This is a genomic window from Kitasatospora sp. NPDC058478 (assembly GCF_042720345.1).
Taxonomy (GTDB): domain Bacteria; phylum Actinomycetota; class Actinomycetes; order Streptomycetales; family Streptomycetaceae; genus Kitasatospora.
This window is the reverse complement of the sequence record NZ_JBHXML010000067.1, coordinates 32,399-53,625: the sequence shown is the minus strand read 5'-3', so window position 1 is coordinate 53,625 and position 21,227 is coordinate 32,399. Positions and strand designations below refer to the sequence as shown.

Annotated in this window: 27 protein-coding genes and 1 pseudogene; 11 read left to right on the top strand and 17 right to left on the bottom strand. The window is 71.8% G+C overall.

All coding sequences use genetic code 11. From position 1 onward, the window contains the following. Positions 1–18 precede the first annotated feature (18 nt). From ACFWPT_RS31370 to ACFWPT_RS31320, 11 genes and pseudogenes are all read right to left on the bottom strand, one after another. Positions 19–516 carry a hypothetical protein gene (locus ACFWPT_RS31370; protein WP_380485895.1) on the bottom strand — a complete coding sequence of 166 codons (498 nt, stop codon included), beginning with the start codon at positions 514–516 and terminating at the stop codon, positions 19–21. A gap of 151 nt (positions 517–667) precedes the next feature. Then, positions 668–1,231 (bottom strand): annotated as a pseudogene (locus ACFWPT_RS31365) (DUF4157 domain-containing protein); the annotation flags it as partial. Positions 1,232–1,367: 136 nt separating this feature from the next. Next, positions 1,368–2,546 carry a methyltransferase domain-containing protein gene (locus ACFWPT_RS31360; protein ID WP_380485893.1) on the bottom strand — a complete coding sequence of 393 codons (1,179 nt, stop codon included), beginning with the start codon at positions 2,544–2,546 and terminating at the stop codon, positions 1,368–1,370. Continuing rightward, complete coding sequence (locus tag ACFWPT_RS31355) at positions 2,543–2,689, bottom strand: hypothetical protein (protein WP_380485891.1); 147 nt, start codon at positions 2,687–2,689, stop codon at positions 2,543–2,545. Before ACFWPT_RS31355 ends, ACFWPT_RS31360 begins: the two co-directional genes overlap by 4 nt. A gap of 118 nt (positions 2,690–2,807) precedes the next feature. Further along, positions 2,808–3,656: a helix-turn-helix domain-containing protein gene (locus ACFWPT_RS31350; RefSeq protein ID WP_380485889.1), complete on the bottom strand. Its 849-nt coding sequence runs from the start codon at positions 3,654–3,656 to the stop codon at positions 2,808–2,810. Positions 3,657–3,662: 6 nt separating this feature from the next. Beyond that, the gene (locus ACFWPT_RS31345) at positions 3,663–4,178 is read right to left on the bottom strand and encodes a DUF6879 family protein (protein WP_380485887.1); all 516 of its coding nucleotides are present in this window, start codon (positions 4,176–4,178) and stop codon (positions 3,663–3,665) included. A gap of 5 nt (positions 4,179–4,183) precedes the next feature. Further along, complete coding sequence (locus ACFWPT_RS31340) at positions 4,184–4,426, bottom strand: hypothetical protein (RefSeq protein WP_380485885.1); 243 nt, start codon at positions 4,424–4,426, stop codon at positions 4,184–4,186. Between the two features lie 197 nt (positions 4,427–4,623). Then, complete coding sequence (locus tag ACFWPT_RS31335; RefSeq protein ID WP_380485883.1) at positions 4,624–5,142, bottom strand: DUF6879 family protein; 519 nt, start codon at positions 5,140–5,142, stop codon at positions 4,624–4,626. A gap of 275 nt (positions 5,143–5,417) precedes the next feature. Continuing rightward, positions 5,418–5,993, bottom strand: a complete 576-nt coding sequence (locus tag ACFWPT_RS31330; protein ID WP_380372695.1) for a DUF1707 domain-containing protein — start codon at positions 5,991–5,993, stop codon at positions 5,418–5,420. 102 nt (positions 5,994–6,095) lie between these two features. Beyond that, a complete protein-coding gene (locus tag ACFWPT_RS31325; RefSeq protein WP_380485881.1) occupies positions 6,096–6,296 on the bottom strand; it encodes a DUF397 domain-containing protein in 201 nt (66 codons plus the stop codon). A 10-nt stretch (positions 6,297–6,306) separates the two neighbouring features. Next, the gene (locus ACFWPT_RS31320) at positions 6,307–7,191 is read right to left on the bottom strand and encodes a helix-turn-helix domain-containing protein (RefSeq protein ID WP_380485879.1); all 885 of its coding nucleotides are present in this window, start codon (positions 7,189–7,191) and stop codon (positions 6,307–6,309) included. A 208-nt stretch (positions 7,192–7,399) separates the two neighbouring features. Here ACFWPT_RS31320 and ACFWPT_RS31315 point away from each other — a divergent pair, with 208 nt between their 5' ends. From ACFWPT_RS31315 to ACFWPT_RS31295, 5 genes are all read left to right on the top strand, one after another. Further along, the gene (locus tag ACFWPT_RS31315; RefSeq protein WP_380485876.1) at positions 7,400–7,771 is read left to right on the top strand and encodes an ATP-binding protein; all 372 of its coding nucleotides are present in this window, start codon (positions 7,400–7,402) and stop codon (positions 7,769–7,771) included. Continuing rightward, positions 7,771–8,034, top strand: coding sequence for a hypothetical protein (locus ACFWPT_RS31310; protein WP_063348115.1), 264 nt, complete (start codon positions 7,771–7,773; stop codon positions 8,032–8,034). Before ACFWPT_RS31315 ends, ACFWPT_RS31310 begins: the two co-directional genes overlap by 1 nt. Before the next feature lie 105 nt (positions 8,035–8,139). Further along, positions 8,140–8,529 (top strand): hypothetical protein, encoded by a 390-nt coding sequence (locus tag ACFWPT_RS31305; RefSeq protein ID WP_380372707.1) that lies wholly within the window; start codon positions 8,140–8,142, stop codon positions 8,527–8,529. Positions 8,530–8,607: 78 nt separating this feature from the next. Beyond that, a complete protein-coding gene (locus ACFWPT_RS31300) occupies positions 8,608–8,817 on the top strand; it encodes a hypothetical protein (protein WP_380372710.1) in 210 nt (69 codons plus the stop codon). A gap of 104 nt (positions 8,818–8,921) precedes the next feature. Beyond that, positions 8,922–9,326, top strand: coding sequence for a DUF3052 domain-containing protein (locus ACFWPT_RS31295; RefSeq protein WP_380372713.1), 405 nt, complete (start codon positions 8,922–8,924; stop codon positions 9,324–9,326). A 70-nt stretch (positions 9,327–9,396) separates the two neighbouring features. Here ACFWPT_RS31295 and ACFWPT_RS31290 read toward each other — a convergent pair whose 3' ends face one another. Both ACFWPT_RS31290 and ACFWPT_RS31285 read right to left on the bottom strand, forming a co-directional pair. Continuing rightward, a complete protein-coding gene (locus tag ACFWPT_RS31290; protein WP_380485874.1) occupies positions 9,397–10,113 on the bottom strand; it encodes a DsbA family oxidoreductase in 717 nt (238 codons plus the stop codon). A 95-nt stretch (positions 10,114–10,208) separates the two neighbouring features. Next, positions 10,209–11,045 carry a class I SAM-dependent methyltransferase gene (locus ACFWPT_RS31285; protein ID WP_380372719.1) on the bottom strand — a complete coding sequence of 279 codons (837 nt, stop codon included), beginning with the start codon at positions 11,043–11,045 and terminating at the stop codon, positions 10,209–10,211. A 138-nt stretch (positions 11,046–11,183) separates the two neighbouring features. On the opposite strand from ACFWPT_RS31285, the gene ACFWPT_RS31280 reads away from it, so the two are divergent. Then, positions 11,184–11,456: a hypothetical protein gene (locus ACFWPT_RS31280; protein WP_380342918.1), complete on the top strand. Its 273-nt coding sequence runs from the start codon at positions 11,184–11,186 to the stop codon at positions 11,454–11,456. Positions 11,457–11,562: 106 nt separating this feature from the next. Here the strand turns inward: ACFWPT_RS31280 and ACFWPT_RS31275 are convergent, their stop codons facing one another. Then, entirely contained in the window at positions 11,563–12,297 is a 735-nt protein-coding gene (locus tag ACFWPT_RS31275) for a chitinase (protein ID WP_380485872.1), read from the bottom strand. 310 nt (positions 12,298–12,607) lie between these two features. On the opposite strand from ACFWPT_RS31275, the gene ACFWPT_RS31270 reads away from it, so the two are divergent. Further along, on the top strand, positions 12,608–14,521 hold the full coding sequence (locus ACFWPT_RS31270; protein WP_063348108.1) for a hypothetical protein: 1,914 nt from the start codon (positions 12,608–12,610) through the stop codon (positions 14,519–14,521). A gap of 49 nt (positions 14,522–14,570) precedes the next feature. Here the strand turns inward: ACFWPT_RS31270 and ACFWPT_RS31265 are convergent, their stop codons facing one another. Then, the gene (locus ACFWPT_RS31265) at positions 14,571–14,843 is read right to left on the bottom strand and encodes a DUF6011 domain-containing protein (RefSeq protein WP_380485869.1); all 273 of its coding nucleotides are present in this window, start codon (positions 14,841–14,843) and stop codon (positions 14,571–14,573) included. A gap of 125 nt (positions 14,844–14,968) precedes the next feature. Further along, positions 14,969–16,534: an MFS transporter gene (locus ACFWPT_RS31260; RefSeq protein ID WP_380485908.1), complete on the bottom strand. Its 1,566-nt coding sequence runs from the start codon at positions 16,532–16,534 to the stop codon at positions 14,969–14,971. Positions 16,535–16,796: 262 nt separating this feature from the next. Here ACFWPT_RS31260 and ACFWPT_RS31255 point away from each other — a divergent pair, with 262 nt between their 5' ends. Next, positions 16,797–17,792: an Lrp/AsnC family transcriptional regulator gene (locus ACFWPT_RS31255; RefSeq protein ID WP_380485867.1), complete on the top strand. Its 996-nt coding sequence runs from the start codon at positions 16,797–16,799 to the stop codon at positions 17,790–17,792. Between the two features lie 82 nt (positions 17,793–17,874). Next, positions 17,875–18,642, top strand: coding sequence for a TetR/AcrR family transcriptional regulator (locus tag ACFWPT_RS31250; protein ID WP_380424936.1), 768 nt, complete (start codon positions 17,875–17,877; stop codon positions 18,640–18,642). Here the strand turns inward: ACFWPT_RS31250 and ACFWPT_RS31245 are convergent. After that, positions 18,629–18,970: a helix-turn-helix domain-containing protein gene (locus tag ACFWPT_RS31245; RefSeq protein ID WP_063351188.1), complete on the bottom strand. Its 342-nt coding sequence runs from the start codon at positions 18,968–18,970 to the stop codon at positions 18,629–18,631. The genes ACFWPT_RS31250 and ACFWPT_RS31245 overlap by 14 nt on opposite strands. Positions 18,971–19,175: 205 nt before the next feature. Between ACFWPT_RS31245 and ACFWPT_RS31240 the strand changes: the two genes are divergently transcribed. Both ACFWPT_RS31240 and rarD read left to right on the top strand, forming a co-directional pair. After that, positions 19,176–20,024 (top strand): SDR family oxidoreductase, encoded by an 849-nt coding sequence (locus ACFWPT_RS31240; protein WP_380372729.1) that lies wholly within the window; start codon positions 19,176–19,178, stop codon positions 20,022–20,024. A 201-nt stretch (positions 20,025–20,225) separates the two neighbouring features. After that, positions 20,226–21,194, top strand: coding sequence for an EamA family transporter RarD (rarD, locus tag ACFWPT_RS31235; protein WP_063348102.1), 969 nt, complete (start codon positions 20,226–20,228; stop codon positions 21,192–21,194). The last annotated feature ends 33 nt before the right edge of the window (positions 21,195–21,227 follow it).

The window sequence follows — 21,227 nt, the reverse complement described above, 5'->3', positions numbered from 1 at the left end:
TCCGGCCCGGTGCGGGGGTCAGTAGAGGTCCGAGGACATCGCCCAGATGCGGACGTCGCTGGTGGGCGTGGTGACGAAGGGGAGCTCGCCGTCACCCCAGTAGATGGCGACGCCGCCGAGGTCCTTCACCACCAGCCGGGCGCCCGGGTGCCCGTACGTGCCGGAGGACCAGCAGACGCCCCCGGAGGCGGAGTAGACGACCAGGTTGCCGTCGGACTGCATGACCGCCTTGTACCCGCAGTGGTTCACGTTGGTGCGGGAGTCCCAGACGGCCACCGGGTTCGGGGTGTTGTAGTTGCGGTAGACGACCAGGTTGCCGTCGGGCTGCATGATCAGCCGGGACCGCGCGGAGTCGACGTGCCAGCCCGGGTAGAGCGGCTCGTCGTTCCAGAGCGTGTGGGTCGACGGGTCGTACGCCGCCTGCGCGGTGCCGGCCCCCAGCATCGTCCCCGTCAGCGCCAGCGCCGCGGCCGCCACCCCGACGGCCATGCGTCGCACAGCCTTCACTGCCTTCATCCCCGGGTACCTCTTTCGTCCATATCGCGCCCGTGAAAGTACGGGGCGCCCCGTGGAAACGACCATGGGGCAAGGCGGTAGACAAACGATGAACGATCCCGTTGATGGACGGGGGCGAGACGGCTCAGCCGCCGTGTTCCTCGTCCTCGTGGGCGGCGGTGTGGTCGGCGGCGTGGGCGGTTCGGCGGCCTGCGGCCGGGCCGGACAGCACCCGCCGGGCGTTGGCCTCGGCCTCGCGCTCGAAGCGGTCGGACGGGTCGCTGACGCTCAGCCCGGAACCGTTGTCGGAGCCCGCCACGGGGCCCTGCCGCTGTTGGAGGACGTGGGTCAGCTCGTGGGCGAGGGTGTGCCGGTCGCCGCCGCCGTCGCCGATGACGACGTGGTTGCCGGAGGTGTAGGCGCGGGCGCCGATCTCGGCGGCGGAGCTCCGGGCGGCGCTGTCGTCGTGGATCCGGACGTCCGAGAAGTCGGCGCCCAGACGGGACTCCATGTCGGCGCGGGTGGCGCCGTCGAGCGAGCGGCCGCCGCTGCGCAGCACGTCGTGGACGGCGGCGGCGGAGCGCTGCACCTGGCCGGCCCGCTGGAGCCGTTGGACGACGGCGGCGTTGCCGACGGACGCCTGGAGGCCGAGCAGTGCGGGTGCTGGTGTCCGGGCGGAGGCGGGAGAGCTGGTCGAGGGGGCGTGCGCCTTGTCGTCACTGTCGCGGGTCCTCATCGGCGTCCCTTCGGGTCGATGGCCGGTGAGTCCTGGATACCCCGCCCACGCCCGGAGCGGTAGGGATGGCGGGGGCAGCAACGCTGCCCCCGGGGGCAGCAATGTGCTTACGAGGCAAGGGTTTTGCGTACTGCCGTCAGCCTCGGACCGGCACCGGGTTGCTCGGGCTGTCCAGCCACACCGTGTGGCGGCCGGCCGTGACCGTCAGGCCGAAGCGGTCGAAGCCGGGGCGGCCGTGGCCGTCCCACCACCGGTAGGCGGCCTCCACCTCGTCCCAGAGTCTGCGCGGGCCGGACTGGTACACCTCGTACGCGGTGCGGTCCCGCTCGTAGTCGGCGGAGGCCCAGGAGAGGGTGTCGCGGCTGTAGAGCCAGAGTGTGTACGCGCCGTTGTCGTAGCGCTCCGTCCGCCAGAACGCGGCGGGTACGCCGGACCCGATGACGAACTGCTCGAACCAGCCGCCCGTTTCCCGGGGGGACAGGCCGGTGGTGCTCCGCACCCCGTCGGCGGGCCACTCCCGGCCGTGCAGGTAGTCCTCGAAGGGCGGCCGGCCCGTGCGCTGCTGGCGCAGCCGCATGAACGCGGAGCCTCCGGTGAACCTGCCGCTCGCGCTCGTCCCGTCCTCGCTCATGGTCAGCCTGACGATCTGCTCGCCGCCGTACTCGGTGCCGAAGGGCGCCACGATGATTCCGCCGGGGGCGGTCTGTTCCAGCCACGCGGGAGGGATCTCCAGCAGGGAGCAGGTGGCGATGATCCGGTCGTAGGGTGCGCCGTCCGACCAGCCCTGTCGTCCGTCGCCCTCGACCACGGTGGGCGCGAGCCCGGCCCGGTGCAGGTTCTCCCGGGCGCCGCGAGCCACGTCAGGGTCGTACTCGACGGTCACCACGTTGTGGTTGCCCAGGCGGTGGGCGAGGAGGCCCGCGTTCCACCCGGTGCCGGCTCCGACCTCCAGGGCCCTGTTCCCTGGGCGCACGTCGAGGTCCTGGAGCATCGAGAACACCATGGTGGGCATGGAGCTGGACGAACTCGGCGTCGTGCCGAGCCCGTCGCCCCGGTGGTCTCCGTCGTCCCACTGCGTGGTCAGCGGGATGTCCGAGTAGACGGCCCTCCGCCATGCTTCGGGCTCCTGCGACCGGTACACGACGGGGTTCTGCCGGGTGCCGTCCGAGATGCCCGGCCAGATGCGGTCCGGGACGAACAGCTCGCGGGGCACCGCGTTGAAGGAGGGCAACCAGTCCGAGGAGAGCGCCCCGCCGGCCACCAGCGCGGAGGCGAGCCCCTGGGGGCCCGCCTCCTGGTGCGTTTCGCTGGTCACTTGCCGCCGCCCGCCGGGTTCTGGCCGTCCGAGGTGTTGCCGCCCTCGTCGGACCCGCCGCCGCCGTGCCCGGCGCCCTTGTTGGAGTCGTCCTGCTGCCCGCCGCCCTTGCCGTCGCCCGAGCCGCCACCGCGCTTGCCCATGGTTTTCCCCTTTCCGTCGGTCGGGTCGGTCGCTCCCTCGGAGCTGCTGGACCCGATGGCAACACGCTAGGAAAACAGGCTGGTTGGGCTCTACGACGTTGCACGACCTTGCACGGATTCACCCGAGAGAGTTGATCGCCGAGGTGATCAGCGTCCGGGCGTCCGGGCCGTAGACCGCCATGTCAGCCAGTTCGGCGAACGTGTCGGCATACGTCGCGACCTCGCTGGGCTGCGTGATCGTGAGATAGCCCGAGACCAGCTCGACATTGACCTGTGCAACGTCGAAGATCCAGAACCCCTCCACCGGCATCCGTGTCCGACCCGGCTGATCAGGCACGATGCCCAGGCTCACGCTTGGCAGCGAGCCGACCGTGAGCAGGTGACCGAGCTGCTCGATCAGCACGTCAGCGCCGCCGAGTCCGTTGCGCAACACCGACTCCTCCACGAGGAAGGCGAACCGTCGGCCCCCCTCGTGCAGGACGGCTTGACGCTCCATGCGGGCCGTCACCGCTTCGGCCACGTCGTCCACCTCGACCCTGCGGCGTTGCACAGCGCGCAACACCGACTCGGTGTAGCCGCGAGTTTGGATCAATCCGGGCACAAGCCATGACGAGTACGAGCGGAAGCGTCGCGTGCGCTGGTACAGCGGCAAGCGCGCTTCCTGCGCCCGCTTGAGCCCGGAGCGCTCCATGCGCCGCCAGCCGATCCACATGTCCTCGACGGTCCGCAGCGAGGCAATCAGGTCTTCGGCTTGATCTTCCGCCCCGCATGCCTGGCACCACGCCCGGATATCGTCGGCGGACGGGGGAGTCCGGGCGTTGATGATCCGGGACGACTTCGACGGATGCCAGCCGCAGAGGTGGGCGATGCCAAGCCCGGTGAGCCCAGCATCCCGGCACAGTTCGGCAAGCCGATTCGCCAGAACATGACGGGCCTGCCGGGCACTTGAAGAGGGCGAGGCGGTCATGGTGGATCAGTGAAGTCGGTACTCCTCGTGCGGTGTGGCCCGGTCCCACACCGCCTCGAACGCCGACTTCACCAGTTCGACGACGGTCGGCTCGGTGCGCCATTCACGGTCGACGACCTCACCGACACCCGAGAAGTACGTGAACAGCACCGACGACCCGTCGAACAGCCAAAGGTCGGTGCCGGGCAACGCGATGTCGGCCGCTTTCCGGCGGGGAAGCCAACGGATCTGTTCGCCTGCCCGGACGTTCGGGAACGTCACGTCGTGCTCGTATCGGATGTAGTCGGTGACCGGCTCGGAGACGACCCGGGCGCGCCTCATCACGACACCGCGCGCCGTCGTCTCGGTCACCACGTCCAAGAACGGGCGCCACCAGGACGACCGCTCGGCAGCAGGGTCAAGGCGTTTCCCCTGTTGCCATGCGATGAACTCGGGGTCGCTGGGCTGGTAGGCGTCGCGCATCTCAAGATGCACGGCGGAAACCTTGGCCTTGGCTAGGCCCTCAAGTACCGGGTTTGTCATCGCTCCTACTCACTGTCGGGCTTGGGGATGAACTGAAGCATGATCTTGGGAAGCCTGATGATCGTCTCGTGATCGGGCACGTCGGTGGAGTGACCGGGGATCGAACCGATCCCCTGACATGACTTCACTTCGTCGTCCGTGGCCTTGTAGGACTGGATCAGCAGGTCTCCGGTCTCCTCGTCCAACCAGATCGTCGGCGAGTCCGTGTCCGGGGTGTTCGGGATGATGCCGAGGAACCTCAGGGCCATTCTCACTCCCGTAGTCGAGTGGGGTGCACCGGTGTGCGTGAGCTTCACCCTCCCGGTTGATCGCCGTCAAGAGGGCAGTAGGACGTTTGCCGCCCGCTCGTTGGGCTCCAACGAGCGGGCGGGCGGCTGCCTCCTCCTGCGGCACCTGGCTCACGCCGGATTGCCTTGCAGGACGCCGGATGACGCGCGTGCACCGGTCAGTGGAGCTGGAAGTCTTCGTGCGGGACCGCTCGTTCCCAGACGGCCTCGAACGTGGAGTGGGAGAGCTTCACGGTTTGCGGGTCGGTGCTGATCTCGTCGTCGACGAAGTCGCCCTCGCCGCTGAAGTGGTGGACGACGAGTAGCTGACCGTCGATGAGCCAGAAGTCATTGCCGGGGAGCGCGAGGTCGGTCGTCTGCCGACGCGGAAGCCAGCTGACCTGCTCGCCGGAGGCGATGTTCCGGAACGTGATCTCGTGTTCGAACCGGATGTACTCGCTGACCGGTTCCGAGACCACGCGGGCGCGTCGGACCTCGACGCCTCGGGCGGTGGTTTCGTGGATCAGCTGCAGCCATGGGTTCCACCACGACGAGCGGTCGGCCGGATCGTCCCGGTGCCCGTCGAGCCAGCGGAGGAACAGCGGGTCGTCCCGCATGTAGCCGTCGCGCATCTCAAGGTGAAGCGCGGAGTGGGTGCAGGATCGCAGCAGGTCCTCAAGTGGGGGATCTGAGGGCATCGTTCACCTCCGGGAAGAACTGCGTCGTTCGCTTGGGAGATTCGACCACGACCGCGCGCCTCCGGGAGCCGATCTTCGTGAGACGGCCGGGGATTCGTGTGCAGCGGAGATGCTTGGGGGGAGGTCACCGGCGTGGTCGTGCCGGAAGGCTGGAATTGGCCAACGGCGCTTCATGGCGGACTCTTTGAGGCCTGGGGGTCTGCCGAGTAACGAGATCGCCCGCTCGTCGGGATCGACGAGCGGGCGAGGGTGTGTAGCTGTGGAGTGGGCCTGCCTCAAGCGCCGAAGAGGCGGCGGCGGGGAGGGCGCGCGACGACCGAGGCGTGTTTGAGGGTGCCGGTGAGCTCGATCCGGAGCTGGGGCCTGGTGGCGTCGCCGCCGCTGTCGGAGCGCTGCTTGACCTTGGAGAAGACCAGGGTGAGACCGTCGGTGTCGAGGGTGACGAGGCCCGGCGGGCTGATGATGAGCAGCTTGCCGTGCCGCAGGGACACGTCGATCAGAAGGGTGTCGGCCGTGATCACCGCCTCGGTGAAGTCGAGGACGACCGTGCAGTGCTTCGGCCGCAACTCGATGTGCCGGGGGACCACCCAGCGCCCCGCCCGGGTGTACTTGCCGCCGCGCTGGTCGATGACCAGCACGTCCTTCGGCACGGCCACGGCCGACGCGAAGCTCGGCAGGTCGGTGGTCAGCTCGGCCAACTCGGCGAGCGTCCGGGCCGAGAGCGCGGCTTCCAGCCGGGTTTCGAGTTCTTCGGGGGTGAGCCGGCCGTCTGCGGCGGCGACCTGCAGCGTTTCTACGATGCGGTCCCGGTCCTGATGGGATGCCCGTAGCGCGGGCAGGTCTCTCGACATGGGTCCACGCTAACCCAGGGCGGGCGGCCCGGAACAGGGAGTTGGGCGGAGGCGGTCAGCACCAAGTGTGCTGACCGCCGGGCGCGCGGCAGGGGTTCAGGCTCAGACGAGGTGGTCGAACTCGCCGGCCTTGGCGCCGAGGACGAAGGCGCGGAGTTTGGGGACGGTGGTGGTGACGATGGTGGAGGGGTCATCGGACTCGCGGAGGTGGCGGAGGCTGTCGACCCCAGTTGCTAGTTCAAGACATGTGCTGCCGCCGTCTGCATCGCTGAAGGATGACTTCTGCCAGGCAAGGTCGGACATCGGGCGCCTTTCACGTTTGGAGCTGGTAAATGAGGTACTGAAGGAGTCCCCACGAGTCACGGGAGGAATCACGTCTGGGCTTGGACGCGTCCACGGCCGGTAACGAGAGATCGCAGGCCTCTCGAAACTTCTGGTGGTAGGCCACTACATCTGATGGATCCCCAAGGTGAATGGCGCGCTTGGGCCCATCCAGGATGATGGTCGACAGAGCGGTGCACCCGGGGTCGCAGATCAGGAAGGCGCCTGTGTAGGGGACCTTCTTGGGGGCGTCGAATGGAATGATCTCGATCGTGACATTGGGTAGTTCCGCCATATCGACGAGGTGAAGAAGCTGCTCGTGCATGACTGACTTGCCAGCGAACCGCATCTGAAGAGCCGCCTCGTGGATGACGAATCGAAACTGACGCTTACTGTCGGTCAGGACGCGCTGCCGCTGTAGACGGAACTGGACGGCGGTCGCCGTGTCCCAACGGCCATCTTGGTAAGCATCCTTGTAGATGGCTTCGATATAGCCCGGGACCTGCAAGCTGCCGGGGATATGGAGTGTGTCGAACACGGAGAAGGTCTGTGCCCTGTCCTCCGCCTCGGCCAGATCCAGCGCGAGTGTCGGGACTTTGCCCTCGAACTCGCTCCACCAGCCCTTGCCGCTGCTTCGACCCATCTCGGTAAGACCCGCGCGGTATACCGGGTCCGTGCAGCCATAGGCGTCGAGCCAGACTTCGAGGCGTTCGGGGTTGAGAGTGATCCGGCCAGCCTCGGTGTGACTCACTGCCGGAACCTTCATGCCGACCAGCGCCCCGGCGTCGGCGGACGACAGCCCGGCGGCTGTCCGCAGGTGCTGCAGCTCCTCGCCGAATCGGCGCTGCCGCTGGCTGATTGGTCCCTTGTATCCCACGATCGTCCTTCCCTGTCGGCGCAGTCTCGCGCACAACCCCTCCGGGATGCCACCAACGAGTGATGGCTGGCATGAGTCTCCCGGATCGGCTTGCAACCTTGCCAGATAGGCCCCTACTCTCAGTGTTGCACCGATCACATGGCGGAGCGTCAGGCCGGTTCATGGCGACGCTTCGTCGATTCCCCTCCTCTCCCTCCCGGGGTCTCTCATGCGTGCTTCCAACCCTCCCGACTGGACCGCCGCCCGCACCGAGCTGTGCGACCTCCTCACCACCGCCGGCTGGCCGCCCCCCACCATCTCCGACGCCGAACTCGCCCTCCACGAACTCTTCTTCAACGCGTGGAAGCACGCCGGGAGCCTCGCGCCCCTCGTCGTGCTCTCCCTCCTCAACCGCAGGCTCCGCGTCTCGGTCTGTGACGACAGCCCGACCCTCCCGCCCGAGCCGTGCGCCCCCGCCGACCCCTACGCGCTCTCCGGCCGAGGCCTGCACCTCGTCCGTTCCCTCGCCCACCGCTTCGGCGCCGACCTGCGCAAGCAGGGCAAATCCGTCTGGTTCGAGCTGCAGTTGGACGCCGCCTGATGCCCCTTCCCCGTCGCCGCCCGATGCTCCCGACCGACCCCCGGATCCGGTACTACACCGACGACCACATCCGCACGCTCCTCGCCGAAGTCGACGAGCGCGGCCGCAGGTTCGGCCTCATCTTCCCCTCCGCCACCATCGACCGCACCATCGACGGCCGCGTCCTCGTCCGCTTCAACACCGCCCCGGCCTCCACGCTCCTCAACCTCCTCTCCCTCCTCCTCGCCGCCGACCGAGACCGCGAAGACCCGTGCGCTTTCTGATCGCCGCTGCTTTCGCCGTCCTCCTCGCCCTGGCGATCGCCACCGTCGTCCTGGGCGTCATCACCGCACTCAACGTTGCAAAGCCCGACGAGGAGGACCCCTGACATGCCCGACCCGGACCCGGACCCCGACTTCGGCCCCAATCCCCTGGCCAACCTCCTGGCCAACGCCCTCGCCGCGACCCACTACGCCGTCGCCGCCGCCTTCAACACCCTCGCCCCCGGCGTCGCCCAGCCCGTCCCCGACGACTTCGACTGGCGCGAACTCGAAGCCTTCATCTTCCACTTGGGCTTCGCCGCCGACGACTCCGACGCCGCCCTCAACCTCTACCGCCTGGTCACCGCCGTCCAACGCATCGCCTACCGCGAGGCCGCCGGTCGCAACGCCGCCGGGCACCCCGCCCGCCTCAACCCCCACCTCAACCCCGGCCCCAGCCCTGCCCCCAACCCCCGCCCGTCCTCCGCCGGATTCACCCGTGGGGGTGGTGCCGGGTGAATGCCACCGACCGTGCCCCGCGCGGCCCCTAGCGTGGGCAGGGCCAAGCGCCAGCCGCCCCAGGGGAGGGGACCCGACGTGTCCGATGTGCCCGACGTCGCCGAATACCTGCTGCTCTACGTCGAGGGCGACGCAGTCGTGGCGCACGACGCCGACCTGCACCCGCACACGTTCCCCCTCCCGCCCGGCGAGCTGGGCGCCACCATCACCCGGGCCGATGCCGCCGGGGGCGCCCAACTCCTGCTGGCCGTCAGCTCGTCCGGCATCGTTTCCTGCCGCGAGGTCTGACGGACCGTCAATTCATGGGCGTGTTCCGCGCCGGCCACCGTCCGTGTCTGGTTGGCTACCTGGATGCGAGGCGACAGGCGCCTCCAAGTCAAAGGAACACCGGCATGACGACAGAGCGCACCAACCCGGCGGCCCGGCTCGGGTTCCAGCCCGGGCAGGTCGTCCAGGAGATCGGTTACGACGAGGACGTCGACCAGGACCTCCGCGAGGGCATCGAGTCGATCACCGGCCAGGACCTCGTCGACGAGGACTACGACGACGTGGCCGACACCGTCCTGCTCTGGTTCCGCGAGGACGACGGCGACCTCACCGACGCCCTGGTCGACGCCATCGGCCTCCTCGAAGAGGGCGGCACGACCTGGCTGCTCACCCCGAAGTCGGGCCGGGGCGGCTACATCGAGCCCAGCGACGTCAACGAGGCCGCCCAGACCGCCGGCCTCGCCTCGACCAAGGCCATCGGCGCCGCCCCGGACTGGGCCGGCACCCGCCTCGTCGCCCCCAAGCGCTGACCTGCCCGGAGCAGGAAGGCGGCGGTGCAGGAAGTCGGCCCCGCCGACTTCCTGCTCCGCGCCCCTCACCTCACCGCTGCGGCAGCTCGCACCCGTCCGGCCCGCACACCTCGCCGCCACCGTCGCCGCCGCCGACCAGCAGGGGCACCGCCACCCGGCTCTCCCAGGCCTGCTCCAGCGCTGCCGTGAACGTCTCGGCCGGCTGGGCGCCCGAGACCCCGAGCCGCCGGTCGAACACGAAGAACGGCACCCCGGTGGCGCCCATCGCGCCCGCCGTCGCCTCGTCCTCGCGCACCGCCTCCGCGTAGGCGTCCGGATCGGCCAGCGCCGCCGCCGCGGCCTCGCCGTCCAGCCCCGCCTCGACGGCCAGTTCCACCAGCCGTCCTTCCGCGAACGCGGACCGCGCGTCGGCGAAGTTGGCCCGGTACAGCGCGTCCAGCAGCTGCCCCTGCCGCCCGTGGTCCTTGGCGAAGTGCAGCAGGCGGTGCATGTCGAAGGAGTTCGCCGCGTCGCGCCCCTCGCGGAGGTACGCCAGCCCCTCCCCGTGCGCGTTGTCCGCGATCCGCGCCTCCGCCGCCTCGGCCTGCTCCAGGCTGAGCCCGTACTTGGCGGCGATCAGCGGGACGACCGGCCGCGCCTCGGCCGGCGAGTGGGGGTCGAGCTCGAAGGAGCGGTGGACGACCTCCACGTCCCCACGGTGGGGGAACCGCTCCAGGGCCTGCTCGAACCGGGCCTTGCCGATGTAGCACCACGGGCAGTTGATGTCGGTCCAGATCTCCACGCGCACGGCGTCGCTCCCGTCTCCAGCCGTGCGGGGCCTTCCCGCACCCGGCTCCGTGGCCAACGCCGCAGACCACCTGAATATTTCTCGTGATGAAATATTCAGGTGCGCGGGGGGACCGGCCTCACCGCCGCGAGGTGGATCCTGAACCCGTACGGAAGGTGCCCGTCCGCCGGGCCCGACGCCGCCCGGGCCTCCGTGAGGAACGCCTCGTGCAGGGCGGCGCGGGCCTCCTCGTCGAGCGGGCCCACGTCGTAGACGCCGGACACGGCCTCCCACACCCGTTCCGCCGGGCCGCCGAGGTCGATGAGGACCGTCTCCCACCCCACCGGCCCGAACCCGGCCGGCCCGAGCAGCCCGGCGAGGCCGTCGCGGCTCCGCGCCCGCCGGTCGCCCAGCGCCGGGATGCGGCGGTCCGCGGGGAGCGCGGCGAGGGCGGCGGACAGCCGCTCGCCGAACCGCTCATGGACCTCGCCGCCGACCATTCCGCCGCCGAGTACGCACGCGAGCAGCCCCCCAGGGGCGAGCACCCGGGCGATCTCGGCGGTGACCAGTTCCAGGTCGCCCATCAGCATCAGCGCGAGGTGGGAGACGCAGGCGTCGAACGCGCCGTCCGCGAAAGGGAGTTCCTGTGCCCGTCCGACGGCCAGCCGGGCGCCCGCCAGGGCCGGTCGGCGGCGGGCCAGCGCGAGCGCCTCGGGGGACAGGTCGATCCCGGCCAACTCGCGACCGCTGGTCCCGGCGAGCAGTTCGAGCAACAGCCCGTCGCCGCAACCGAGGTCGAGCACCCGGCGGCTCCCGGCGGCGCGGTCACGCAGGACCTGGTAGCTGGTCCTGCCGTCCGAAGCCCTGGCGCGGCCGAGCACGTCCGAGGTCAGCGCCGGGCGCTCGGCGTGGAAGGCCTTCAGGAACGCTTCCTGCGATGCGGTCGTCGTCATGTCCCCGAACGTAGGTACTCGGCGCCCCGCCCGCCGGTCGTTCGGCGGATCGGCGATGACGAAGGGGAATACGCCATCGCCGCCCCGCCGCACGGCAGTTACCGTGTCGGTGACAGCCCGAACGGAAGGCGGACAAGGATGGGAACCTCCGCGCACGTCATGGCGCCGCCACTCGTCGCGGTCGCGGTGCTCCTGCTCGCCGTCAAGTGGGTCAGGCGGCGGCGGGACGGCAGGCCCGTGCCCCTGCTGCCGCGATCAGGTCCGGCCTGGGCGGGCGCGTTGGCCGCCGTCGCGTTCGTGCTGGTCACGGGCGGTCTGGCCGGCCGTGCCGGGGACGCGGTCGTGCCGGCCGTCGCGCTCGGGGGACTGGTCGGGGCCTTCGTGGACCTTCGCTTCGACGCCCGGCGATGACGCCCGGCGATGACGTCCGGCGCTGACGCCGTCCCCGGCCGCGCCCGCCAACCGACCCGTGCGCGGGAAGTCGGACGGGCCGACTTCCCGCGCAAGCCGCCGCCCGTCAGCAGGAGATGTTGCCGCCGCCGACGTCGGTGCCGAGGACGCCGACGAACTTCTTGTAGAGGTTGATGCGGTCGTTGCGCTCGTCCGGGTTCTTGCCGTTGCACTCCAGGTCGCCGTTGATGCTGCGGATGGTCTCGCCGAAGCCCTTGCCGTTGACGATGGCGTCGTGCGCGGTCATCGTCCCGGCGCCCTTCTGGGAGTTCCAGAACCAGAGGCCGGTCTTCCAGGAGACGGCCGGGTCCTTCTCGGCCAGGGAGGGGTTGTTCAGCAGGTCGATGTGCAGGGCGTCGCCCGCCGCCTTGTAGTTGAAGTTCCAGCTGATCTGGAGCGGGCCGCGCCCGTAGTAGGCGCTCTTGCCGGCCGGACAGCCGTAGGGCTGCGAGGTGTCGCAGTAGTGGCTGTAGTTGGCGGTGTTCTGCTCGACGATGTACTTCAGGCCGCCGGTCTCGTGGCTGACGTTGGCGAGGAACGCCGCAGCCTCGCGCTTGCGGGTGGCGTCGTTGCCCGTGGTGGTGAACCCGGGGTAGGCGCTGAGGGCGTCGGTCAGGCCGCGGTAGGTGTAGAAGGAGTTCCGGCTCGGGAACATCTGGTTGAACTGGGCCTCGCTGACCACGAACGAGGCGGCGGCCGCCGGTGTGGCGTGCCCGGTGAGGGCGGTGGTGCCCAGGGCGACGGTGCTCAGGACGGCGGCCGAGGCGGCCATGGACAGGGTGCGGGAGAGCTTCATTGTCACTTCTCGCTTGTCGTCGGGGTGGGGGTGCTGCGGGGGTGCTGCGGGGGTGCTTCGGGATGCTCCGAGGGGTGCTCCGGCGGGTGCTTCGGGAGCGAAGCGCCGGGGAACATCGTGGTGCGCCGATTCCGGGAAAAGGCGTCGACCAGCACCCAAACCACTCGTTCGGGGTGTATCCGGCCCAGAAGGTGAGCGCGATTCAGGCCAATTCCAGCTCGTCCGACACACCGACAGATTGATCATCCGGTCATCAGATACGCGGGATAGCCTCGTCCGCGCACATGGCAGACACCGCGAGCGGGGGGACGACCACATGGGGCACGCCGACGACGAGGGCGACGAGCGGTTGGCGGCGGAGGGCGAGGTGGCGGTGGCCCGGTTGGCGATCGACTCCGGAGACCTCCCGCACGCCGCCGACCACCTGGCCGACGCGATCCTCGCCGACCCCCAGCTGCCCGAACTGCACGAGGCGCTGGCCGAGTTGTGCGCCGCCGCCGGAGGCCCGGCCGCCGCCCGCGACCTGTTCCCGCTGGACGGCCAGGTCTACCTGGGCACCGTCGCCTGCCGGGCCCACGTCGAGGCCGCCGCCGGGGACTGGGACACCGCCGTCGGCCTGCTCGCCTCCGCGATCCAGTACGAGCCCGCGAGACCCTGGGCGCACGCCGCCTGGCTCGCCCGCGAGGACCTGCCCGCCCTCGTCGACCCGGACGCCGTCGCCCAGGCGGTGGCCCGGGCCAGCGGCGGACTGCCCGACCCGCTGCCCCCCGAACTCGCCGAAGCCGTCCAGCCGTTCGAGGACTTCGTCCAGTCCGTGGTGGCCCGCCACGGCGACCACGCGCTGCTGCTCGCGATGGCCTCCGGCCTCACCCGCCGCCTCGGCGCCACCGACCGCGCCGTCGAACTCGCCGAACTGGCCCACCTGCTGGCCCCCGGCTACCTGCCGTCCGTGATGCTCGGCAACGCCCTGCGCGCGCACGGCCGGCCGGAACGGGCGCTCGCCGTCTGGGAGGCCGAACTGGCCCGGGTCGAACCGGAGCGGGACAACTCCAGCAGCTACCTCGCCGTCGACGTCGCCGAGTTGTACGGCGCCCTCGGCCGCCCCGCCGACGGCCTGCCCTGGCTGGACCGCGTGCTCGCCACCGAACCCGACCACCCCAAGGCGGCCCCCGCCCGGTACGGCCTGCGGCACGCCGCCGACGGCGACCCCGCCCACCTGCTCGCCCTGGCCGACCACCACCGCGCCCACCCCGACCACGAGTACGCCCAGGACCTGCTGGAACGCCTCAGCCACCGGGAACCCTGGCTCGGCATGGTCTCCGGCGCCACCGAGGCGACCGTCAACGTGCTGCACCAGGTGCTCGCCGCCCCCGGCACCACCCGCGACAGCGAGATCGAGTGCAGCGCCTCCGCCGTGGAACCGCCCAGCTCCCTGCTGGCCGTCCGCCTCGCCCTGCCGCGCTCCACCGTCGCCTACCAGTCCGTCGCCGAGCCCGACCCCCGGCTGCCGCTGGCCGAACCGGCCACCCGGATCTGGGCCTGGGACGGCACCGACCCGCGCCCGGCCGTCGCCCCGCCCGCGCCGGACAGCGCCGAACTCGTCCGGGCCACCGCCGAGATCGTCTGGGCGACCGTCCCCGCCGCCTACGACCACGCCGTCCGGCTGGCCGGGCTGCCCCTCGACGACCTGCTCGGCGCGCTCGTCCACCCGCCGATGCCCCGGGAGGACGACCTCGGCCGGGCCCTGCTCGCCCACCAGCCCGAACTGTGGGTGCGGGCCGTCCAGGTCTTCGCCTGCCTCGGCATCGCCCACCACCGCACCGACCAGCCGTGGGAGGACTCCGAGCGCCGCCGCGTACTGGTCGACCTGCTGCTCGGGCCCGAGGACTGGGTGGTCGAGGCGGCCGGCTTCGCCCTCGTCGCGATCGGCTGGACGCACCCCGAGACCCGCGCCGACATCGCCGACCGGCTCCGGCAGCGGCTGCACTACAGCGCCCGGGCCCGCCGCACCCGCGTGGTGACCGTCCTGCGCTCGCTCGCCGCGCTGGCGCTCACCGCGCCCTGGCTGCCCCGGGCCGACCTCGACCTGGCCCGGCGGATGATCGAGCGGGCCGAGGCCCAGGAAGCCAGGGAAGCCGGGGCCGCGCGAGAAGCCCAGGAAGCCAAGCAGATCGAGGAGCAGCCGGAACCCCGCCCCGGCCTCCTGCGCCGCCTCTTCCGGCGCGCCTGACGGGCGCTACACCAGAGGCCGGCGAGCGACGCCCGTCACCCGGTGCCTGTCACCCGATGCCCGGCAGCGGATCCTGGTCGACGTCGAAGCGCGCGACCCGCTCCGCCGGATCACGGCACTCCGGGCCGAGCCGCAGGATCCGCGACTCCGGGTCGTGCAGCGGGCGGTGGCAGCGGCGGCAGGTGACGCGGGGGCGGATGGTCTCGGGGGTGTCGGTGCCCGGGATCGGGTCCGGGCCGCCACCGCTCGGGCCGCCACCGGTCGGGCTGCCACCGGTCGAGCCGCCGCCACTCGGGCCGTTGCTGGTCGGGACGCTGGTCATGGGGAGACGGTAGCCCGGCCTCGGGGAACATCGGTACAGCGGTCGGCGCCGAGATTGGTCATGGTCGGCCGGCGCACCGGCTGGGGGCTCCGCCGGGGTTCGCGGAAAGATCGCCGGGCGGGTCCTCAGGCCGGCTGCGCCGCAACCGGGACCGCAACCGGGACCGCGGCCTGTTCCGCTTCCGGCACCGGCCGTCCCGGACCCGCCGCCCTCGGTGCCGCGCTCGACGGGCTCTTCAGCAGCAGGGCGCAGGCCAGCGCGGCCAGCAGGGCGAGGCCGGCGGAGACCAGCAGGCACAGCCGCATGCCGTCCAGGAAGGAGTTGCTCAGCGCGGTCAGGGCCTGTCCCGTGGCGGGGCCGAGGTCGAGTCCGGCGACGGCGCCCAGGCCGTGTTCGCGGGCGGCGTCCAGGACACGCGCGCCGGTCTGGGCCGGGACGCCGGCGTTCGCGAGCTGTTCGGGCAGGGCGTTCAGGGCACGGCTGGTGAGCAGCGCGCCGAGGACGGCGGGGCCGAGCGCGGCGCCGACCTGGCGGATCGCGTTGTTGCCGGCCGCGGCCATCCCGGCCAGGTGGAAGGGAACGGCGGAGACTGCGGAGGCGGTCATCGGGGTGAGCACCGCGCCCATGCCGAGTCCGAGCAGTACCAGCCGCCAGGTCAGCGCCGCGTAGGAGGTGTGGGCGTCGACGCCGGTCATGGCGAACATCGCGGCGGCGATCAGCACCAGCCCGGTGGTGATCAGCACCCTCGGCGGGATCCGGTGCATCAGCCGTCCGACAGGGAGGCCGGCCACCAGCGAGGTGCCGGACACCAGCACCATCCGCAGTGCCGCCTGCATGGTGCTCAGGTGCTGGACCAGGCCGAAGTACAGGCTGAGCACGAAGAAGAAGCCGATCAGGCCGAGGAAGCTGACCACGGCCACCAGTGCGGTGGCGGTGAACGCGGGGCTGCGGAACAGCGCCAGGTCCAGCATCGGGCCGGCACTGCGGAGTTCCACCAGGACGAAGGCTCCGGCGGCGACCGCGCCGAGCGTCAGCGCGGTGATCACAGCGGGTTCGCCGAAGCCGTCCGCGCCGCCCTCGATGACGCCGTAGACCAGTGCGGTGACGGCGACGGCGGCGGTGATCTGGCCGGGCCAGTCGAGCCGGCGGCCGTGCGGGGCGCGCGAGTCGGGCAGCCGGAACGTGGCGACGGCCAGCAGGGCCACGGAGAGCGGTATCGGCAGCAGGAAGATCCAGCGCCAGGTGGTGTGCTCCAGCAGGGCGCCGCCGATCAGCGGGCCGACGGCGAGCGGGGCCGTCAGGCTCATCGCCCAGAAGCCGATGAACTTGCCCCGCTCACGGTGGTCGGGCACGGCATGGCTGATCAGCGTGAGTGTGGTGGGCAGCAGGGCGGCGGCGCCGATGCCGGAGACCGCCTGCCCGACCCACAGTGCCTGCACCGAGCTGGACAGCAGCGAGATCGCGGCGCCCAGCGCACAGAAGACCATGCCGGTCTGGAAGACCTTCTTGCGGCCGTGGACATCGCCCCAGACGCCGGTGGTCAGGATCAGCGCGGCCATCGGCAGCACGAACGCGTCCGACACCCAGGACAGTTCGGAGGTCGACGCGCCCAGTGCGCGCTGGATCGCCGGCAGGCTCACCGACACGGTGGTGACGGGCAGGTAGGCGACGAAGACACCCAGGCAGGCCATGACGAGCGTGGCGGCCCGTCCGGCCCTGAGGTCCGGCGTCGTTGTGGAGTTCACGGGGTCGTTCCTTCGGCTGCTGCGGGGGAGGCCCCGCATTCTCGGAGCGCCGCCGGGAGCGTGCGCCCGCTCCCGGGGGCGACGGCCGACGGCAGCCGCCCGTGGAGCCGCCGATCAGCTTCTCCCCGAAGCGCCCGAAACCCGCGGTCGATCCCACGAAGCGTCCCGGAACCTCCGCCTGGGCGTCTGGCGATGGGACCATTCCTCCATGGCTGATGATCTGGACCGCAAAATCATCCACGGTTTGCAGTGCGCGCCCCGGGTCTCGTTCCGGCGGCTCGGGGAGGTCATCGGCGTGTCCGAACAGACTGTGGCGCGCCGCTACGCCGCCCTGCGGCGGGACGGCCTGCTGCGCGTCGTCGGACTGGGCAACCTGAACGCCGACGGCCAGGCGGAGTGGATCGTCCGGCTGCGCTGCCGACCTGATGCGGTGGCACCGCTGGCCCAGTCACTGGCCCGCCGGTCCGAGGTGGCGTACGTCGGCATCGCCTCCGGCGGCTCGGAGATCATCTGCATCATCCGGTCCCCCGCCGGAACCGACCAAGACGACCTGCTGCTGCGCCAGCTGCCGCGAGCGGGCGCCGTCCTGGACGTGAACGTCGACCTGGTCGTGCGTATCTACGGCGGTCCCGGAACCGCGCCCTGGACCGACCCCGACGCCTCGCTCACCCCCGAACAGGTGCGGCGGCTGACCTCCGGCCACCCCACCCCGGCAGTGGCCTCGTCGACGCCCCTGGGCGAACAGGACCTGCCGCTGCTGCGCGCGCTCGCCGAGGACGGCCGGGCCACCCATACCCACCTGGCCGAGGTCACCGGCTGGTCCAAGCCCCGGGTCGCCCGTCGCCTGGAGGCACTGGAGGCAGCCGGCTCGCTCACGTACGACGTCGACACCCTGGCCGAGCGCCTCGGCTACCGGCTCAACGCCACCCTGTGGCTGCAGGTCGACCTACCGCGGCTGCACCAGGTCGGCGAGGAGGTCGGCGGCCACCACGAGTGCGCGTTCGTCGCCGCGATCAGCGGACGCCACAACCTGATGGCCGTGGTCGCCTGCCGGGACACCCCCGACTTCTACCGTTACCTCACCGGCCGCCTGGCCCACGTCGAGGGCATCCGCGGCTACGAGATCAGCGTCCGGGTGAGCCGGCTCAAGCAGTCCGCCTCGCTCGTCCACCACGGGCGGCTGATCCACCCGGCGCTCGTATGACGCCGGCACCGGGCCGCCGGACCGCCGAGCGACCGGCCGTCGGGCCGTCGAGCTGTCGGCGGGGCCGTGAAAAGATCCCCCCATGGCCACGGACCGCAGCAGCGCAGGAGATCCGGCGCGCACCCTCGCCCTGCTCTGGGGGCTGACCGCCGAGGAGAAGCCCGGCCGGCGCGGCCCGCGACAGGCCCGGTCGACCGGCGAGATCGCCGCCGTGGCCATCGCCCTGGCCGACGCCGAGGGCGTGGACGCCGTCACCATGCGCCGGGTGGCGCAGGAGCTGGGGCTGTCCCCGATGGCGCTGTACACCTACGTCCCCGGCAAGGCCGAACTGCTCGACCTGATGCTGGACACCGTCTACGCGACGACGCCGCGCAGCGCCCCCGCCGACGACGGCTGGCGGGCCAGGGTCACCGCCGTCGCCGACGACAACCGGACGCTGCACCGCGCCCACCCGTGGGTCTCGGCGGTCTCCACCAGCCGCCCGCCGCTCGGCCCGGGCCTGATGGCCAAGTACGAGTACGAGCTGCGCGCCTTCGAGGGCACCGGCCTGCCCGACGTCGAACTGGACGCGGCGCTCACCCACCTGCTGGGCTTCGTCCAGACCTGCGCCCGGATGGCCGCCGACGAGCGCGCCGCCCGGCAGGACAGCGCGATGACCGACGCGCAGTGGTGGGCCGCCAACGCCGAGCTGCTCGCCAAGGTCTTCGACGCCGAGCGCTACCCGGTCGCGGCCCGGGTGGGCGCCGCCGCCGGCGAGGCGCACGGCGGCGCGTACGACCCGGACCACGCGTACGCCTTCGGCCTGGCCCGCGTGCTGGACGGGCTGGCGGCCCTGATCAGCGAGCGCTAGGCCGGGCGTCGTACTCCGCGCGGGCGGCCTCGACGGCGGGGACCCGCTGCTCGGACCAGTGCGCGAGGGCGGCGACCAGTTCGGCGGCCTCCCGGCCGAGCGGGGTGAGGCTGTAGTCGACCCGGGGCGGGATCACCGGGTGGGCCTCGCGGTGCACGAAGCCGTCGCGTTCCAGCGTCTGCAGGGTCTGCGCGAGCATCTTCTCGCTGACGCCGGAGACCCGGCGGCGCAGTTCGCTGAAGCGGTAGCCGCGCTCGCGCAGCGCGCCGAGCACGAGGACGCCCCAGCGGCTGGTGACGTGCTCCAGCACGCCCCGGGACGGGCACATGCGGTCGAACACGTCGGCCGGCGGCAGCTCGCGCACCGGGACGGCCGGGCGGCCTTCCTCCAGGGTCTTCATGACTGTCCTGCCATTACCTTCATATCAGTACCGTACTTTGAAGTGCGTACTTTCGAAAGGTTAGTGCAGTCCCTAGGGTGAGTTTCGAGGCAGGAACCCCATCGAGGCCCAAACCCACCCGAGGAGCATCCCCATGTACGTCGTCACCGGTGCCACCGGCCAGCTCGGCCGTCTCGTCGTCGAGGGCCTGCTGGCCGCCGTCCCCGCGAGCGAGGTGGCGGTCGCCGTCCGCTCCGCCGAGAAGGCCGCCGACCTGGCCGCGCGCGGGGTGGCCGTCCGCGTGGTCGACTACGACGACCCGGCGTCCCTGGCCGGCGCCTTCGCGGCCGGCGACCGGGTGCTGCTGATCTCGGGCAGCGAGGTCGGCCGCCGCATCCCGCAGCACCGCGCGGTGGTCGACGCGGCCCGTGCGGCCGACGTCGCGCTGTTCGCCTACACCAGCGCGCCGGGCGCGGCGACCTTCCGGCTGGCCGACGAGCACAAGGCGACGGAGGAGCTGATCCGCGAATCCGGCCTGCCGTCCGTCCTGCTGCGCAACGGCTGGTACACCGAGAACTACCTGGGCGACGCGGCCGGCACGGTCGCGCGCGGCGTGGTGCTCGGCAGCGCCGGGGACGGCCGGGTGGCCACCGCCCCGCGCAAGGACTACGCGGACGCGGCCGTCGCCGTCCTCCTCGGCGAGGGCCACGAGGGCCGGGTGTACGAGCTGAGCGGCGACGCCGCGTGGAGCCTGGCGGAGCTGGCGGCCGAGTTGGCGCTGGTCTCCGGGCAGCCGGTCGCGCACCAGGACGTGGCGCCGGCGGAGCACCTCGCGGCGCTGGTCGGCGCGGGCCTGCCGGAGGGCTTCGCCGAGGTGCTGGTGGACGTGGACGCGGGCATCGCCCGTGGCGAGCTGGCCGGCACCCCGGGCGACCTGGCCCGGCTGATCGGCCGCCCGACCGTCCCGCTGGCGGAGTCGGTGCGCGCCGCGCTCCAGGCCTGAGGCGCTCCGGGCCCGAGGCGCTCCAGGGCTGAGGCGCTCCGGGCCCGAGGCGCTCCAGGGCTGAGGCGCTCCGGGCCGGCGATGAGCCCCGCGTTTCCCGAGGTCAGAGATGTCATGACCAAAATGCGGAAACGGAGATGACAGCCTGCCCCTCCGCCAGCTACCGTCACCTCGACACACGCGCGCGGAGGGCAGGCGGCCATGCCACAGACAACCCAGCAGGACAGCGGCCGAGGCCTCTGGTACGGCGTCGCGGCCTACGGCATCTGGGGCCTCTTCCCCCTGTTCTGGCCACTGCTGGAGCCCGGCGCCGCCGACGACATCCTGGCCAACCGGATGGTCTGGTCCCTGGTCGCCGTGGTGCTGCTGCTGATCGCCCAGCGGCACTGGAGCTGGATACGCCCGCTGCTGCGCCAGCCCCGCAGGCTCGCCATGCTGGCCGGCGCGGCCACGGTGATCTCGATCAACTGGGGCGTCTACATCTGGGGCGTCAACGCCGGGCACGTCGTCGAGACCAGCCTCGGCTACTTCATCAACCCGCTGGTCACCATCGGCTTCGGCGTCCTGGTGCTCAAGGAGCGGCTGCGGACGGCGCAGTGGGCGGCGGTCGGCGTCGGCGCGGCCGCCGTCGCGGTGCTCAGCGTCGCGTACGGGCGGCTGCCGTGGATCGCGCTCACCCTGGCGCTCTCCTTCGCCACGTACGGGCTGCTGAAGAAGAAGGTCGGGCTGAGCGGGCTGGAGAGCCTGGCGGCGGAGAGCGCCTTCATGTTCCCGTTCGCGCTCGGCTACCTGGTCTACCTGGAGGTCAGCGGGCGCGGCACCTTCGGCCACACGGTGGCCGGCTCGTACGGCTGGGGGCACTCCGGGCTGCTGCTGCTCAGCGGGGTGATCACCGCGATCCCGCTGCTGTTCTTCGGCGCGGCGGCCGTGCGGGTGCCGCTGACCGTGCTCGGGCTGCTGCAGTACCTGGCGCCGGTGTTCCAGTTCCTGATCGGCGTGGCGGTGTTCCACGAGTCGATGCCGCCCGCCCGCTGGGCCGGCTTCGGCCTGGTCTGGCTGGCGCTCGCGGTGCTCACCTGGGACGCGCTGCGCCAGGTGCGGGCCGACCGCGCGGGGCGGGCCGCGGCCGTGCCGCAACCCGCCCCCGCGAAGGCGGCCGTCAGGCGCTGATCCGCCCCGCTGATCCGCCCCCGCCGATCCGCC